15 protein-coding genes are annotated in these 16,386 nt (G+C 70.5%); 5 read left to right on the plus strand and 10 right to left on the minus strand.

Going from position 1 to position 16,386, the window contains the following annotated elements:
* Positions 1–59 precede the first annotated feature (59 nt).
* Positions 60–1,166 carry an RNA-guided endonuclease TnpB family protein gene (locus AB0K28_RS19245; RefSeq protein WP_364371538.1) on the minus strand — a complete coding sequence of 369 codons (1,107 nt, stop codon included), beginning with the start codon at positions 1,164–1,166 and terminating at the stop codon, positions 60–62.
* Positions 1,167–1,315: 149 nt separating this feature from the next.
* On the opposite strand from AB0K28_RS19245, the gene AB0K28_RS19250 reads away from it, so the two are divergent.
* Both AB0K28_RS19250 and AB0K28_RS19255 read left to right on the plus strand, forming a co-directional pair.
* On the plus strand, positions 1,316–2,314 hold the full coding sequence (locus AB0K28_RS19250) for an alpha/beta hydrolase (protein WP_364371541.1): 999 nt from the start codon (positions 1,316–1,318) through the stop codon (positions 2,312–2,314).
* On the plus strand, positions 2,315–3,460 hold the full coding sequence (locus tag AB0K28_RS19255; protein WP_364371544.1) for a tannase/feruloyl esterase family alpha/beta hydrolase: 1,146 nt from the start codon (positions 2,315–2,317) through the stop codon (positions 3,458–3,460).
* Here AB0K28_RS19255 and AB0K28_RS19260 read toward each other — a convergent pair.
* Positions 3,450–5,444: a glycosyltransferase family 2 protein gene (locus tag AB0K28_RS19260; RefSeq protein WP_364371547.1), complete on the minus strand. Its 1,995-nt coding sequence runs from the start codon at positions 5,442–5,444 to the stop codon at positions 3,450–3,452. The genes AB0K28_RS19255 and AB0K28_RS19260 overlap by 11 nt on opposite strands.
* Before the next feature lie 71 nt (positions 5,445–5,515).
* Complete coding sequence (locus tag AB0K28_RS19265) at positions 5,516–6,139, minus strand: lytic transglycosylase domain-containing protein (protein ID WP_364371550.1); 624 nt, start codon at positions 6,137–6,139, stop codon at positions 5,516–5,518.
* Positions 6,140–6,492: 353 nt separating this feature from the next.
* Here AB0K28_RS19265 and AB0K28_RS19270 point away from each other — a divergent pair, with 353 nt between their 5' ends.
* Genes AB0K28_RS19270 through AB0K28_RS19280 form a run of 3 tightly spaced genes read left to right on the plus strand, consistent with a single transcriptional unit; the run spans position 6,493 to position 9,091 of the window.
* Positions 6,493–7,167, plus strand: coding sequence for a response regulator transcription factor (locus tag AB0K28_RS19270; RefSeq protein WP_355431278.1), 675 nt, complete (start codon positions 6,493–6,495; stop codon positions 7,165–7,167).
* A complete protein-coding gene (locus tag AB0K28_RS19275; RefSeq protein WP_364371553.1) occupies positions 7,164–8,588 on the plus strand; it encodes a HAMP domain-containing sensor histidine kinase in 1,425 nt (474 codons plus the stop codon). The genes AB0K28_RS19270 and AB0K28_RS19275 overlap by 4 nt, the downstream gene beginning before the upstream one ends.
* Positions 8,585–9,091 (plus strand): hypothetical protein, encoded by a 507-nt coding sequence (locus tag AB0K28_RS19280; protein ID WP_364371556.1) that lies wholly within the window; start codon positions 8,585–8,587, stop codon positions 9,089–9,091. The genes AB0K28_RS19275 and AB0K28_RS19280 overlap by 4 nt, the downstream gene beginning before the upstream one ends.
* Here the strand turns inward: AB0K28_RS19280 and AB0K28_RS19285 are convergent, their stop codons facing one another.
* The 7 genes from AB0K28_RS19285 to AB0K28_RS19315 form a co-directional block, all read right to left on the minus strand.
* A complete protein-coding gene (locus AB0K28_RS19285) occupies positions 9,092–10,411 on the minus strand; it encodes a PhoH family protein (RefSeq protein WP_345390103.1) in 1,320 nt (439 codons plus the stop codon).
* A 206-nt stretch (positions 10,412–10,617) separates the two neighbouring features.
* Positions 10,618–11,379: an isoprenyl transferase gene (locus tag AB0K28_RS19290; protein ID WP_364371559.1), complete on the minus strand. Its 762-nt coding sequence runs from the start codon at positions 11,377–11,379 to the stop codon at positions 10,618–10,620.
* A gap of 43 nt (positions 11,380–11,422) precedes the next feature.
* The gene (locus AB0K28_RS19295) at positions 11,423–11,968 is read right to left on the minus strand and encodes a hypothetical protein (protein WP_345390107.1); all 546 of its coding nucleotides are present in this window, start codon (positions 11,966–11,968) and stop codon (positions 11,423–11,425) included.
* A 6-nt stretch (positions 11,969–11,974) separates the two neighbouring features.
* Positions 11,975–12,355 carry a hypothetical protein gene (locus AB0K28_RS19300; RefSeq protein WP_364371563.1) on the minus strand — a complete coding sequence of 127 codons (381 nt, stop codon included), beginning with the start codon at positions 12,353–12,355 and terminating at the stop codon, positions 11,975–11,977.
* Positions 12,352–13,167, minus strand: a complete 816-nt coding sequence (locus AB0K28_RS19305; RefSeq protein WP_364371566.1) for a DUF692 domain-containing protein — start codon at positions 13,165–13,167, stop codon at positions 12,352–12,354. The genes AB0K28_RS19300 and AB0K28_RS19305 overlap by 4 nt, the downstream gene beginning before the upstream one ends.
* 172 nt (positions 13,168–13,339) lie before the next feature.
* Positions 13,340–14,245, minus strand: coding sequence for a TIGR04222 domain-containing membrane protein (locus AB0K28_RS19310; protein WP_364371569.1), 906 nt, complete (start codon positions 14,243–14,245; stop codon positions 13,340–13,342).
* A gap of 187 nt (positions 14,246–14,432) precedes the next feature.
* Positions 14,433–16,262: a phosphoenolpyruvate carboxykinase (GTP) gene (locus AB0K28_RS19315; protein WP_364371824.1), complete on the minus strand. Its 1,830-nt coding sequence runs from the start codon at positions 16,260–16,262 to the stop codon at positions 14,433–14,435.
* Between the last annotated feature and the right edge of the window lie 124 nt (positions 16,263–16,386).

Consider the following 16,386-nt stretch of genomic DNA (forward strand, 5'->3'; position numbering starts at 1 on the left):
CGCCGATTGCCCGCCCGAGAGGACTCTCGTTGAGGTCTTACACCAGCTCCACAGGCGTTTCAGCTCTCCGCCAGCCCGGCGGCGAGCACATTCTTGGCCGCGTTGACGTCCCGGTCGTGGACCGCGCTGCAGGCGCATACCCATGCGCGGATGGTCAGCGGCATCTTCTCCCGCAATGCGCCGCAGGACGAGCACAGCTTGGAGGAGGGGAACCAGCGGTCCACCGCCATCAGGGTGCGCCCGTACCAGGCGGCCTTGTACTCCAGCATCGACCGCAGCTCGCGCCAGCTCGCGTCCGAGATGGCGCGAGCCAGGCGGCGGTTGCGGACCATGTTGCGAACGTTCAGGTCCTCGATCACGACCGTTTGGTTCTCACGGACGAGCCGAGTGGTCACCTTGTGCAGGAAGTCCCTCCTGCGATCGGCGATGCGGGCGTGCACCCGCGCCACCTTCAGGCGGGCCTTGGCCCGGTTGTTCGACCCCTCCTCCTTGCGGGCGAGGTTCCGCTGGGCCTTGGCCAGTGTGCGGCGGTCGCGACGCTCGTGCCGGGGGTTGACGATCTTCTCGCCGGACGACAGCGTCACCAGGGCCGTGACCCCCGCGTCGACCCCCACCGACCGCTCCACCGGCGCAAGCGGGACGATCTCCTCCTCCACCAGGATCGACACGAACCAGCGCCCAGCCGCGTCGCGGGACACGGTCACCGTGCTCGGCTCCGCCCCCTCGGGAAGCGGGCGCGACCAGCGGATGTCGAGCGGGGCGTCCATCTTCGCCAGCGTCAGTGCGCCGCCGCGCCAGCGGAACGCCGATCGCGTGTACTCGGCCGAGGCCCGCGACCTCTTGCGGGACTTGAACGCCGGATACCCGGCCCGCTTGGCGAAGAAGTTCGCGAAGGCCGCCTGAAGGTGGCGCAATGCCTGCTGAAGGGGGACCGAGGACACCTCGGACAGGAAGTCGAACTCGCCGCTGCGTTTCCACTCCGTCAGCTGCGCCGAGGACTCCACGTAGGAGACCCTGCGGCCTTCCAGCGCGTAGACACGGGTGCGCTCTTGCAGGGCCTTGTTGTAGACGAGGCGGACGCAGCCGAACGTCCGGGCGAGCTCCTCGGCCTGCCCGGACGTCGGATAGAAGCGGTACTTGTAGGCCCGCTTCACGACCTGCGCCACACCTCGCAGCGTACCGAACGATCAGCCAAGAATCGTGTGTTTGTTCGAAACTGCGTTTTGCCTGGCGGCGAAACGCTTGCCCCTGTCCTGCTTCGCAGGGGTCCGATTCCTCCCTCGCCTGAAGGCGGGGGTTTCCTCGGAGGTCTTCGATGAAGGTCACCACATCCAGGCTCACCCAGCACGTCATGACCGTCGAGGGCAGGGACACCGGCACGCCGGTGCTGTTCGTGCACGGCAACGTCTCCTCGTCGGCGTTCTGGCGCGACACGCTGACGGCGCTGCCCGAGGGCTTCCGGCCGCTCGCGGTGGACCTGCGCGGCTTCGGCGACAGCGACCCCGCGCCGGTGGACGCCACCAGGGGCCTGCGCGACTACTCCGACGACCTCGTCGAGCTGATCGAGGCGCTCGACCTCGGCGGCGTCCACCTGGTCGGCTGGAGCCTGGGCGGCGGCGTGGTGCTGCAGCTCCTGCGCGACCGCCCGGCACTGGTCGGGAGCGTCACGCTGGTCAACCCGGTCTCCCCGTACGGCTGGGGCGGCACGGAGGGCCCTGAGGGCCGTCTGACGCACCAGGACGGCACCGGCTCCGGCGCGGGCGCGGCCAACCCCGACTTCGTGGCCAGGCTCAGGGCCGGCGACCTGTCGGAGGAGTCGCCGACGTCGCCGCGCAACGTCTTCAGGACCACGTACGTCAAGAACCCGGTCCCCGACGAGGACTTCTACCTGCGCTCGATGCTGACCACCCGGGTCGGCGAGTCGCACTACCCGGGCGACGCGGTCGCCTCCGACGCCTGGCCGGGCGTCGCTCCGGGCAAGACCGGCGTGCTGAACGCCATCTCCCCCGTCCACTTCCGCCTGGACGACCTGCACGAGATCGACCCGAAGCCGCCGATCCTGTGGATCAGGGGCGCCGACGACGTGATCGTCTCCGACACCTCGCTGCTCGACCTCGCCCACCTGGGGGCGATCGGCGCGGTGCCCGGCTCGCCGGGCACGCCCGCGCAGCCCATGGTGACGCAGATGCGGGCGGTGCTGGAGCGCTACGGCGACCACCGCGAGGTCGTGCTGGACGACTGCGGCCACAGCCCGCACATCGAACGTCCTGAGGACTTCCGCCGCGTGCTGGCCGAGCACCTCGGGGAGGCGTAGATGTTCGTCGCGCTCACCCTGGTCGCGAGCCTGCTCACCCCGGTGCCGAAGCTCACCGTGCCCGGCGCGGAACACGTCGAGGTCGCCGTGCTGGCCGACCTGACCACGGCGGGCACGGTCGCGAGCGGCCACACCGACCCCGCCGACTGGGCGGGCCTGCACTCGGCCGCCACCGTCAACCCCACCGGCGTGCCGGGCACGCAGATCGACGGCTACTTCCCCGACACCTCCACCGGCAACGCCACGCACGGCTGGAACCACGACTCCCAGTTCGTCATCAGGCTGCCGAAGACGTGGAACGGCGGTCTCGTGGTCAGCGGCACGCCGGGCAACAGGGAGCAGTACGCCAACGACTACACGATCTCCGACTGGGTGCTGTCGAAGGGCTACGCGTTCGCCGCCACCGACAAGGGCAACGTGGGCGTGGACTTCCACCTCGACGGCCGCCGCCCAGGCGACGCCATCGCCGAGTGGAACGACCGGCTCACCCAGCTCACGGTGGCCGCCAAGGCCGTCGTCAAGCGGCACTACGGCCGGTCGGCCAAGCGCACGTTCGCGGCCGGCATCTCCAACGGCGGCTACCTCGTCAGGTGGCAGCTGGAGAACCGCGGCCGGCTCTACGACGGCGGCATCGACTGGGAGGGCACGCTCTGGCGGGTCAAGGGCGACAACCTGCTCAACTTCCTGCCGCAGGCGCTCAAGGCGTATCCGGACGAGCAGGGGGTGCGGGCGGCCGGGTTCGCGGCCGGGTCGGAGTTCCTGTGGCCGTTCCACCGGGACTACTACTGGGAGCTGACCCAGGAGCTCTACCAGAAGGAGCTGGACCCGGCGTACACGGGCGCGCCGGCCGACTACGACTACGACGCGCGCCGGCCGTACGCTGCCATGGCGAAGATCGGGCTGACCGGCCGCATCACCAAGCCGCTGATCACGCTGCACGGCACGCTGGACACGCTGCTGCCCATCACGCGCGACTCCGACGTCTACGCGAAGATGGTCGGCCCGCACCGCCCCTTCCGCTATCACCGCATCGAGGGCGGCAACCACCTCGACAGCCTCGTCGACGTCTACCCCGACCGGCTCAAGCCCATCCTGCCGGCCTTCAGGAACGCCTTCGGCGAGCTGGAGCGCTGGGTCAGTCCTTGAGGTAGCGATGGCCGCCCGCGCGCGCCAGGCGCACGATGTGCCGCGCGCCGGGCAGTCTCCTGCCGAGCCGGTGCAGCGCCGTGTCGCGGCCCATGGGCGAGTGCTCGGGGTCCGCGGCGGCGGCCGGCCTGGCCTCGATCCTGCCGCGGCGCATCTCCAGCGCGAAGCGCAGCCCGACCTCCTCCTCGGACGAGCGCAGCGAGCACATCCAGGCGCCTGGCCCGAGGTGCTCGACGCCCGGCAGCAGCCGCTTGACCGGCACCTTGGCGACGAGCTGGCCCGCGATCCTGCCCGGCACCCCGGCCTCGACCAGGGCGGGCGCGCACACCTCGCGGGCCCGCTTGCCGGTGCCGCGCATCACCAGCTCCAGGGGCGGCCCGCCGCTCGGCGGCACGTACGGCACCGGCAGCACCACGTACGCGTGCCCGCCGATGTGCCTGACCTCCACGCCCGGCGAGACCAGCGCGATCGACTCCGAGAACGAGCGCGGCTCGACGGCCAGGCCCAGCTCGCCCTGGTCGCTCCAGCACGGCACCACCAGCCGCATCCTGGGCCGCTGGGCCAGCACGCCCAGGCAGTTGAGCGGCCCCTCGGGGCGGCTGACGCGGCTCCTCGCCTGGTTGGCGCCGGAGAACATGCGGACGTGCACCTCCCACTGTCCTGGCCGCAGCGGCTCGCCCAGAGCCGCCTGGGTGACGTCCAGCCGGGTCTCGCCCTTGATGCGCACCCGCATCCTGCGGCGGCCGTCCTCGATCCGCTCGACCTCCTGGGTCAGCGGCAGGAAGTGCACGAGCCCGGTCTCGGTGTGGCGGACGTACAGCTCGACGCGGGCCCGCTCGACGGCCTCGGTGATGTCGGTGATGTCGTCGGGCAGCCTCTTGGTGTCGAGCGCGCGCGGCGGGATCCAGTGCAGGCGGTCGCCGTCCACCCGGTAGCGGTCGGGCGTTCCGTCGCCGGTCACCACCTCGACGCTCACGCCGAGCACCAGCACGTGGGCGTCCCAGCGCACCTCGGTGAGGTCGGCGCGCAGGCCCGCCTTCCTGGTGGCGTTCGCCATGAGCACGATCTGGTCGAGGCGGCCGGCGCGCACGTACGCGGCCACCACGCGCAGCTGCACCGGCAGATGGCGGTCGAGCCGCTCGGGGAAACGGCGCTCGGTCAGCTCCTGGGCGACCCTGAAGTGCGCGCCCCGATCGACCGAGGAGTCCGCGAACTTGCTGGTGACCAGCGGGCGCAGCACCGCCTGACGGAACCAGTGCGCGTAGACGCGGTCGCGCTGGCGGCCCTCACCGAGGTACATGTCCACGTCGTCGAGCAGCCGGTGCAGCTCCTTGACGATGGCCCTCGGGTCCTCCTCGGTGCGCGGCCGCTCCCCCAGATGGCAGCAGACGTGCTCGGCCAGCACCGCGATGACCTTGGCGTGCAGGTACGCCCGCGTCACGAACGCCTGCTCGCCCATGCGGCTGCCCGGCACGGAGAAGCCCAGCTCGTGCTCCTCCAGGAACGCGCGCCGGTAGAGCTGCTGCGGCGTCAGCACGGTCAGCAGCCGGTCGCGCAGGATGTCCCCCCGCGAGGTGCTGCGCTCGAAGGCGGTCATCGGCGGGCCCCAGTCGCGTACCAGGCGGCCCACCAGCACGTCGGCGTCGCTCTCCACGGCGCGCTCGTACATGCGGGCCAGGGCGTCCCGCTCCAGGCGGTCGTGCTGGCCGAGGAAGAAGACGTAGTCGCCGGCGGCCGCGGCGAGGCCCACGTTGCGTCCGCGCATGGGCGAGCCCGTGTGCGGCAGGTGGAGCGCGCGAGCGTTCTGCCTGATCGCGGCGATGGCGTCGAGGCGCTCGGCGATCCCGTCCGTGGACCCGTCGTCCACGAAGATCACTTCGTATTCGTCCGCGGGCATCGTCTGCTCCAGCGCGGAGCGGATGCACGCATCGGCGGTGTCACCCGGATTGTGGACATCGACGATCACACTGACCTTCACACCCATGCGGCCCAGCGTGCGCCCGTATACAGGATGGGGCGCGACGGCTTGCCGATTGGAGAAGGAAAGTTGACCCGCTAATACCAACCCACGGACTGAGAGTGGCCCCAGGCGCCGCAGGGCGTGCCGTAGCGGCCCTTGATGTAGCCGAGACCCCACTTGATCTGGGTGGCGGCGTTGACCTGCCAGTCGGCGCCCGCGCTGGCCATCTTGCTGCCGGGCAGCGACTGCGGGATGCCGTACGCGCCGGAGTAGCGGTTCATCGCCCGCTCGTTCCAGCCGCTCTCCTTATGCCAGAGCCGCTCCAGGCAGCCCCACTGGTCGGCGCCGAACCCGAACGAGGCCATCATCGCCTTCGCGGTGGCCTTGTTGCTGCCCGGCGAGGGGTTGCTGCCGGGCGGGAAGTTCGCGGCGGGGAAGCCGTCACCGCCCGGCGCCCGCTTGGGCACCACCCAGTCGAGGCCCTTGCCCTCGGCGCCGGTGCGCTTCTTCTTGAGCTGGTCGGCCCGGTAGGCCTGCTCGGCTTCGGACTTGAGCAGGTCGGCCTCGGGGTCGGGGGCGTAGAGGTCGCCGCTGGCCAGCTTGCCGAGGTCTTCCATGGTGAAGGACTGCGGCGGCTTGTTGGCGTTCTCGACGGCGCGGTAGGCGACGAACCCGCCGCCGCCGGCGACGACGGCCACCGAGAGCACGGTGATGATCACCCGCTTGGGGGTGACGCGCGAAGGCCGGCGCCTCGGCGGAAGGTCTTCCTTCGGGGGGCGCTCGCTCAGCTTCGGACCGGGGCTCACGATGCATGAGCTTGCCCTGTCCTAGGGGGTGCTCCGCAACCGAAACGCGGGAATTGCTTGCCGTAAATTTCACCAACCACCTGGTTGGCTCCGGATTTCCGAAATATTGTGATGTTGGTCACATTAAGGGTGGCTGCCCTTCAGGCGCCCGTAACGGAAGGGAAGCCGCTTACAGCGTTCCGTGCGCACTTCCGGATCTCATCTACGACATGTCACAGTTCGGTGACACAACCCGGGTAATCAGGACATGGAATAATAATGTGCGCGTGGCTGGCATCCTCCTTGTAGAAGACGATCCCTCGGTGCGCACGGCTCTGGAGCTGGCGCTGACCCGGCAGGGACACTCCGTCACGTCGTACGCGACGGGTGAGGAGGCGCTCGACCACATCAGAGCCCGCCGCCCGGAGATCGCGATCCTCGACGTCATGCTCCCCGGCATCGACGGCATCGAGGTGTGCCGCCGCGTCCGCAAGCTCGACCAGCTCCCCGTCATCCTGCTCACCGCACGAGGCGACGACCTCGACGTCGTGGTGGGCCTCGAGGCCGGCGCAGACGACTACGTGGTCAAGCCGGTCGAGCCGCGCGTGCTCGACGCCCGCATCCGCGCCGTGCTGCGCAGGGCGGAGTCGGCCGCGTCCGACCGCATCACGTTCGGCGAGCTCGTCATCGACAGGGGCGCGCTGAAGGTCACGCTGTCCGGCAAGGAGATCCACCTGACGCCGACCGAGCTGCGGCTGCTGCTGGAGCTCGTCCGCCACCCCGGGCAGGTGCTCAACCGCCGCTACCTGCTGCGCGCGGTCTGGGACCACACCCACATCGCCGACTCGCGCCTGGTGGACGCCTGCGTGCAGCGCATCAGGGCCAAGATCGAGCCCAAGCCGGGCGAGCCCGTCTTCATCCACACCGTGCGCGGCTTCGGCTACCGGTTCAGCCCGCCGTGAGGCTCCCCCGCATCCCTCGTCCCACCGGGCTGCGCGCCCGCCTGGTCATCACCTTCACCCTCGTCGCCGTCGGCGCGGCGCTGCTGGTCGCGACCATCGGCTACGAGCTCGCCAAGTCCGCGCTGGTCTCCAGGGCGGAGACCACCGCGCTCGACGTGGTGACCAGGGAGCTGAGCAGCATCACGTTCCCGGTCGGCAAGCTCAGGCCGGGCGAGGCACCGCCGTCGCAGCGCGACCTGCAGCGCGTCGCCCACGCGCTGAGCGGGCCAGGCCGCAGCGTCTTCGTCGAATACCGCAACATGGTCGCCGCCGAGGGCCCGCTGTCGATGAGCGACGTGCCCAACGAGCTGCACGGCCGCGCCAAGCAGAGCGTCGTCACCCAGCGCAAGATCATCAGGGATGAGCTGTATCTCATCGTCGGCGCCGAGGTCTACCGCGCGAACGCCGGCGTGCCCGAGGCCACGGGGCTGCGCGCGTTCGCCTTCTTCCCGCTGCACGACGACGAGGCCCAGCTCGCCACCCTGCGGAACGCCCTCACCAGGACGAGCATCGTCATCGTGCTCATCGCGCTGGTCGTGGCCCTGCTCTCGGCCCGCCAGGTGCTGCTGCCGGTACGCCGCCTCAGCGCCGCCGCGCAGGCGCTCGGCGAGGGCCGCCTGGACACCCGCCTGCCCGTCCACGGCCAGGACGAGCTGGCCGGGCTGACCGCCAGGTTCAACGACGCCGCCGCCGCACTGGAGCTGAGCGTGGCCGAGCTGCGCTCGCTGGAGGCCATGTCACGCAGGTTCGTGGCCGACGTCTCCCACGAGCTGCGCACGCCGCTGACCGCGATGACCGCCGTCGCCGACATGCTCTTCGAGGAGGCCGACCACCTGCCCGAGGCGCCCGCCGAGGCCGTCAGGCTGGTGCTCAGGGAGATCGAACGGCTGCGCGAGCTGGTCGAGCACCTCATCGAGGTCAGCCGCTTCGACGCCGGCACCGCCACGCTCAACCTGGAGCCGGTCAACGTGGCCGACAGCATCGCCGACTGCCTGGAGGTGCGCGGCTGGAGCGACCAGGTGACGGTGAAGGCGTCGCAGGGCCTGACCGCCCACCTCGACCCCAGCAGGTTCGACGTCATCGTGGCCAACCTGGTCGGCAACGCGCTCAAGCACGGCCTGCCCCCGGTGCTGGTCAGCGCCAGGGCCACCGAGAACGGCCTGGAGGTCAAGGTGCGCGACCACGGCAAGGGCATCCCGCACGAGGCGCTGCCGCACGTGTTCGACCGCTTCTTCAAGGCGGGCGCGGGTCGCGCCCGCAGCCAGGGCAGCGGGCTGGGCCTGGCCATCGCCCGGTCCAACGTGCTGCTGCACGGCGGCACGATCTCCGTACGCCCTCAGACCCCCGGCACTCTCTTCACCGTCTGGCTGCCGCACTCATGAAGATCATCCGCGTGCTCGCCGTCGTCTCCCTGCTGGCCGGGGCGGCCTGCGGCATCTCGCCCACCGACGTGCAGGACCGCGGCAACGCCCCCACCGTGAAGATCCCGCCGCCGTCCAAGACGATCTACCTCATCAGGGACGGCAAGCTCACCCTGGAGCCGGCCGACGTCGAGGACGACACCGTGGACAGCCTGCTCGGCGCGCTCTTCGGGGCCTCCAGGCAGCCGCTGCTCGACGGGCGGGACACGGCGCTGCGCGGGTTCACGTACCTGCGGACCAAGAACTCCGTCAACCCGCCGCAGCGGGACGAGATCCAGCTCCCGCGCACCTCGACGCTGACCGTCTACATCCGCGGCGAGGGCACGCTCACCAGGATCGGCATCGCGCAGATCGTCTGCACCGCGCAGCAGGACGCGGCGTTCGAGCAGGTGAAGATCATCCGCGACAACCCGAACCGCCCCCCGAAGGTCGAGGGGCGGTACACCTGCGGCGAGCTCAAATGATCACATGGTGATGTCCTCGAGCATCTCCGTGACCAGCGCGGCGATGGGCGAGCGCTCGGACCTGGTCAGCGTGACGTGGGCGAAGAGCGGGTGGCCCTTCAGCTTCTCCACGACCGCGACCACGCCGTCGTGCCTGCCGACCCGCAGGTTGTCGCGCTGGGCCACGTCGTGGGTGAGCACCACCCGCGAGTTGGCGCCGATGCGGCTGAGCACGGTGAGCAGCACGCCGCGCTCCAGCGACTGGGCCTCGTCCACGATCACGAACGCGTCGTGCAGCGACCGGCCGCGGATGTGCGTGAGCGGCAGCACCTCCAGCATGCCCCGATCCAGCACCTCCTCGATCACCTCGGGCGAGGTGATGGCGCCGAGCGTGTCGTAGACGGCCTGCGCCCACGGGCCCATCTTCTCGCCCTCGGTGCCGGGCAGGTAGCCGAGCTCCTGCCCGCCGACCGCGTAGATCGGGCGGAAGACGACGACCTTGCGGTGCTGGCGGCGCTCCAGGACCGCCTCCAGGCCCGCGCAGAGCGCCAGCGCCGACTTGCCCGTGCCGGCCCTGCCGCCCAGCGAGACGATGCCGATCTCCGGGTCCATCAGCAGGTCGAGCGCGATGCGCTGCTCGGCCGAGCGGCCGTGCAGGCCGAAGACCTCGCGGTCGCCGCGGACCAGCTTGACGGACTTGTCCGGCTGCACCCGCCCGAGCGCCGAGCCCTTGGCCGACAGCAGCCGCAGGCCGGTGTGGGCGGGCAGGTCTCTGGCCTCCTCGAGGTCGGCGGTGCCCACGTCGAAGAGCGTCTCGACGTCCTCCGCGGTCACCTGGACCTCGGCCATCCCCGTCCAGCCGGACTCGTGCACCAGCTCGGCGCGGTACTCCTCGGCGGCCAGGCCGATCGAGGCCGCCTTGACCCGCATCGGCAGGTCCTTGGAGACCAGGACGACGTCGCACCCCTCGCTGGCCAGCGAGCGGGCCACCGTGAGTATGCGCGTGTCGTTGTCGCCCAGGCGGAATCCGACCGGCAGAATGGATGGGTCGCTGTGGTTGAGCTCAACCCTGATCGTGCCGTCCCCCGTGGGCATCGGCTCGTCCAGCCGGCCGTGCGTGACCCGAAGCTCGTCGAGGTAACGCAGAGCCTTCCTGGCGAAATAGCCGAGCTCTGGATGATGCCGCTTACCTTCCAGCTCCGTGATGACCACGATCGGAAGGACGACGTCGTGCTCGGCGAACCTGGTCATGGCCGCCGGGTCGGCCAGCAGCACCGAGGTGTCCAGCACGTACGTGCGCTTCGCCGGCTGGGAATTAGGGTTGCTCGAGGACACTGCCACACGTTCTCCCCCGGGTGCCCCTTGGTGCGGGCACCCTGCAGACGAGGTGGGAATCGGACCGGACCCGCGTCCCCGACCGCTTCACGCCGTCGGCGCCGGAGTCCGGCCCCCTCGGCATGTGATGGTGCAAAGGCGGGCCCTCTCCGAAATGTCCGACCTGTGGCCGGACATTTCCAACGTTACGTCCTAGATACCCGATTGTCGCGTCAGGAACCGTAACGTCGGTGTCTCGCAGCGTAATCGCGCAGCGCCCGCAGGAAGTCGACCCTGCGGAAGTCAGGCCAGTAGGCCTCGTGGAAGTAGAACTCGGAATGAGCGCTCTGCCAGAGCATGAAGCCCGACAGACGCTGCTCGCCCGAGGTCCGGATGAGGAGGTCCGGGTCGGGCTGGCCGCGAGTGTAAAGATGCTCCGCGATGTGCTCCACATCGAGCACCTCGACGAGGTCCTCGATGCTCGCTCCCCTGCTCGCTTGCTCCTGGAGCAGTGAGCGCACCGCATCGGCAATCTCACGCCTTCCTCCATACCCAACTGCAACGTTCACAATCAGGCCCGGACGGTGTGATGACGCTTCTTTTGCATTCTTCAGGACATTCGCCGTGCGGTCCGGCAGCAGGTCGAGCGCTCCGACGGGGATGATCCGCCAGCCCTCGGCCACCAGCTCCTGGGTCACGTCCTCGATGATGCGCAGCAGGGGCTCCAGCTCCTCGCGCGGCCGGTTGAGGTTGTCGTTGGACAACATCCAGACCGTGACGACCTCGACGCCGGTCTCCCGGCACCAGCCGAGAAGCTCGGAGATCTTGTCCGCGCCCTTGCGGTGGCCCGAGGACACGTCTCCCATGCCCCTGGCACGCGCCCAGCGGCGATTGCCGTCGATGATGACCCCGACGTGCCGGGGGATGCTGTCCTTGGACAGCTTGGCCTCCAGCCGGTGCTCGTACAGCCGGTAGACCAGATTGCGCAGGCCCACGGAGCGCCTCCCCAGCGGTGCTGATTGACCTAACAGGCAATTATCACCGCGATTCGCCCGTGCCTGCTCCGCCTCCCAGATTCCTCGCCATATCTCTACCTTTCAGACACCCTTCCGCCTCATTCAGCAGCTCGCGGACGAACCCCGCCAGCTCAGACGAGGTCAGCACCGCTCTCGTGCCGACGCCGCTGGCGGCCCACGCCTCGACGTACGCCCTGCGGGTCAGCCGCCACTCGCCGCGTCCCGCCTGCCAGACCGGGATCGTCCTGAGCTGGCAGCGCAGCTCGCCGCCCGGCAGGCCGGCCCTGGTGCGGTAGCGGAAGGAGAACAGCTCGCCGTCGGGCTCGTCGCCCGGGAAACGGTCTTCGGGATCGGCCCAGCGGCGGGCCGCGCCCCTGCCCTGGCGGGCCTCGTCGACGCCGCGGGCCAGCCGGGCCAGCAACCAGCCGCAGCGCTCCCCCACGCTGCCGTAGGGGGTGCCGTCGCGGTGGAGCTCAAGGGTGACCTCGTACGGCGCGCCGACGCTGTCGGTGCACGCGACAGGAGTGACGGTCAGGTAAGAGCCGTCGACACAGCGTAGTCCTCCCATCCCCTGTCAGTTTCCGGGCGGATGCCGCCTAAACTTCGCCGCCAACCGCCTCCACCAGGGCTTTTCCGGTACGGGCTCCGGCTCCATCAGGCCGCGCTCCCGCAGCCAGTCGGCGAAGCCGGCGGCGTCCGTCCGGTAGTCCGGCGGCGGCGTGGCCCTGCTTCGCGCGTACGCCTCGAACTCGGCGGCCAGGTCATGCCCCGCGGCGGCGGCCACGTCGGGACTGATCCGCGCCACGATGGCCCGCCGCTTGGCCAGCAGGCTCGCGGCCTGCACCCGCATCCGCTCCTCGTCGAACCCGCCGGGCACCTCGCCACCGGCGACCAGCGCCGCCACCACCCTGGCCTGGATGTCCGCCAGCCTGGCCCGCTCCTGCTCAGGGGTCATCGCCGGTCCCCGGCCACGCTCATGGCCGTCCTGATCCTGGTCAGCTCGTCCGCCAGCACGGCGTCGCTCGGATACTCGTCGTCCCACTCCAGCAGCACCCCGGGCGGGGTGGCGCGGGCGCACAGCTCGGTGAGCAGGTCGAGGACCTCCTGGGGGGCGGTCGTGGTGTGGGTGTCGTGCCAGATGCCGTGGGCCTCGTAGCCGCCGGCGACGTGCACGTACGCCAGGTGCTCCAGCGGGAGCACGTCCAGGGCTTTCACGGCGGGCAGGCCCAGGTTGACCTGGTTCGTGTGGAGGTTGGCGACGTCGATGAGCAGGCCCACGCCCGTGGCCGTCACCAGCTCGGCCAGGAACTCCGCCTCGGTCAGCTCGTCGTCCGGCCAGCCGAAGATGGCGGCCACGTTCTCCAGGGCCAGCGGCACGGGCAGCGCGTCCTGGGCGCGGCGCACGTTCTCGATGACGACCCTCAGCGAGTCCCGGGTGCGCGGGACCGGCAGCAGGTGCCCGGCCTCCACGCCACCGCCGCGTACGAACGCCAGATGCTCGCTGACCAGCGGCGAGCCCAGTGCCTCGGCGCATTCCGCCAGGTGTGCGAGCCTCGCCGGGTCGGGCGGCTCCGCCCCGCCGACCCCGAGCGACACGCCGTGCGGGATCACCGGCAGGCCCCTGCCCCGCAGGATCCGCAGGGACTCCGGCAGGCGGGCGGGCCTGATGTTCTCGGCGACCACCTCCACGAAGTCGACGCCGTCCATGCGCTCGATCGTCAGGTCCAGCTCCGACCGCCACCCGATCCCCACACCCAGTCGCGCCACCCCGGCCTCCTCACCCCGGCTCCTCCACACCCATGTCCATCGCGTCCGGACTTATGTCCATCGCGTCCGGACTTGTCGAGACTCATCCGCTCCGCCAAGCCCCGTCCCATTCCAAGCGGCTCGCCACGACCGGTGCTTCCCGTTGCGCCGGTCGTGGCGAGCCGTGGTCCGGTCAGCTGCCGCCGCCGCAGCCACCACCGCCGCAGCCGCTCCCACCGCCGCAACTGCTGCTCCCGCCGCCGCAGCCGGAGGAAGCGCCGTAGGTCGCGCCGCCGGGGACGTAGCCGCCGCTGGAGCTCCGGGTGGGAATTCGGCCCGCCTGAACGGGCCGGCGTGACGGGCGGCGGAGCTCCTTGCGCAGGATGTCGTCGCGCAGTGCGGCCGTCCCGTGCAGCGCGATGGACGTGGCCTCGTCGCCGGCGTTCGCGGCCCGCCTGGCCGCGTCCAGGACCTCTTGGCCGGCCGGCGTGAGCGCCGCCGCCATCGACCGCCGGTGGCCGCGGAGCATGATCCCCGCGGCCACGGCGGTGCCCCCGAAGACGACCAGGGCGAGCAGCGCGTACGAGCCGGGTCCGGCGGACAGCCCCACCCCCGCGAAAGCCGCCCCCACGACCGCCGCCACCACCGTCACCAGCAGCCGGCGCGCCCACGCACGCAGCCGCCACACGCCGTCGTCCCCCACGACCAGCCCGTCCTCCGCGAGGCGGCGTCTGATCTCGTCGACGGCGATGCTGCCCGCCACCTCGCTCTTGAGCACGGCCACGTTCCGCCCCGACCGGCCGACGACCAGGTTGATGACGACGTTCTCGACGGACTCCTCGCCGGCCGGGCCGCGCTTGACCTTGTGGATCCGCCCACCGCTCCCGAGGCGCACGGCGCCGGAGCTCACCAGCAGGGCGATCGCGGTCTCGGCGGCCCGCAGCGGCCCGCCCGCCAGGTAGGCCAGCTCGTACAGCTCCACGGTGCGGCGTCCGAGCTCGATGGGCGTCCCGCTGCGGACGGCCCGCCACCGTCCTGCGGCCGCTGCGGCGGTGAAGAGGGCCAGGATCACCGCGGCGATCAGCAGAAAAAGGTTCATGAACGACCTCCCCTCGTGCGGTCGATCAACGTCATGTCCTGAGACGTGACTCCTGCATTGCACGGTAAAAGGGCGGTCCGCTCGAACCGGGGTTTTGCTCCTTTAGCTCCCCGCCTTCGCGCGAAAGAACGGCGCCGGCCGTCGCGGTGACGGCCGGCGCCGTGGTGGCGGCCCCGAGGGGCCTCGATCAGCCGAGGCGCTCGAGCAGGGCGTGGTACTCGTCCCACAGCTCCTTGGGCAGGTGGTCGCCGAACTTCTCGAAGTGGGCCGGGATCAGCGCCGCCTCCTCGCGCCAGACGTCCTTGTCGACGCTCAGCAGCGTGCGCAGGTCCTCATCGGACAGGTCCAGGCCCTCGGTGTCGAGGTCGGCGGGCAGCAGCCCGATCGGCGTGGGCACGGCCTTGGCCTCGCCGTTGAGGCGCTCCACGATCCACTTGAGCACCCGGCTGTTCTCACCGAAGCCCGGCCAGACGAACCTGCCTTCGGCGTTCTTGCGGAACCAGTTGACGTAGTAGATGCGCGGCGGCTTCGCGCCCTTGCGGCGGCCGATCTCCAGCCAGTGACCGAAGTAGTCGCCCATGTTGTAGCCGCAGAACGGCAGCATCGCGAACGGGTCGTGGCGCAGCTCGCCCACCTTGCCCTCGGCCGCGGCGGTCTTCTCGGAGGCGACGTTGGCTCCGAGAAAGACGCCGTGCTCCCAGCTCAGCGACTCCGTCACCAGAGGGACGGCGGTCGCCCGGCGCCCTCCGAACAGGATCGCCGAGATGGGCACGCCCTTGGGGTCCTGCCATTCAGGCGCGATGGTCGGGCACTGCGCGGCGGGGGTGGTGAAGCGGGCGTTCGGGTGGGCGGCCGGCTCGTCGCTGTCCGGCGTCCACGAGCGGCCCTTCCAGTCGGTCAGGTGCGCCGGCGGCTGCTCGGTGAGCCCTTCCCACCACACGTCGCCGTCGTCGGTGAGCGCGACGTTGGTGAAGATGCTGTTGCCCCAGAGCGTCCTGACCGCGTTGGCGTTGGTCACCTCGCCGGTGCCGGGGGCCACGCCGAAGAAGCCGGCCTCCGGGTTGATCGCGTAGAGGCGGCCGTCCTCGCCGAAGCGCATCCAGGCGATGTCGTCGCCGATCGTCTCGACCTTCCAGCCGGGGATCGTGGGCTGGAGCATGGCGAGGTTCGTCTTGCCGCAGGCGCTCGGGAAGGCGGCGGCGATGTAGCGGGTCTCGCCCGACGGCGGCGTGAGCTTCAGGATGAGCATGTGCTCGGCCAGCCAGCCCTCGTCGCGGGCCATGACGCTGGCGATGCGCAGGGCGTAGCACTTCTTGCCGAGCAGCGCGTTGCCGCCGTAGCCGGAGCCGTACGACCAGATCTCGCGGGTCTCGGGGAAGTGGCTGATGTACTTCGTCGAGCTGCACGGCCACGGCACGTCGGCCTGGCCGGGCTCCAGCGGCGCGCCTACGGAGTGCACGGCCTTGACGAAGTCGCCGCGCTCCTCGATGAGCCGCAGCGCCCGATCGCCCATGCGGGTCATCACACGCATGGAGACGGCGACGTACGGGGAGTCGGTGATCTCGACGCCGAGCTGCGAGATCTCCCCGCCCAGCGGGCCCATGCAGAACGGGACGACGTACATGGTCCTGCCGCGCATGCAGCCCTTGAACAGCTCGCCGAACGTGCGGCGCATCTCGGCGGGCGCGATCCAGTTGTTGGTCGGCCCCGCGTCCTCCTCGCGCTCCGAGCAGATGAACGTGCGGTCCTCGACGCGGGCCACGTCGCTCGGGTCGGACTTGGCGTAGAAGCTGTTGGGCCGGGCGGCCAGGCGCGTGAACGTCCCCTGCTCGACGAGGAGGTTGGTGAGCCGCGTCCACTCCTCCTCAGACCCGTCGCACCACTCGACGCGGTCCGGCTGGGTAAGGGCGGCGACCTCGTTCACCCACGCGGCCAATTCCTTATTGCTGGTGGGTGCGGTTACTTCTACGGAAACGGACACGGCGCTGACTCCTCCACTCTCCCAGGGCCCAGTCATCATTAACGACGAAGCGGCTTTCACGCCAATTGGCATAGACCTGTCGGTCAGGCCGTCGCCGCAGGCAGCGGCCCTGACGATTGGGGGAGCCTACCCAGGAAGAGGAGATTTAAAAGAGGAAATT

Source organism: Nonomuraea sp. NPDC049504 (genome assembly GCF_040676845.1).
In the GTDB taxonomy this organism is placed as follows: domain Bacteria; phylum Actinomycetota; class Actinomycetes; order Streptosporangiales; family Streptosporangiaceae; genus Nonomuraea; species Nonomuraea salmonea.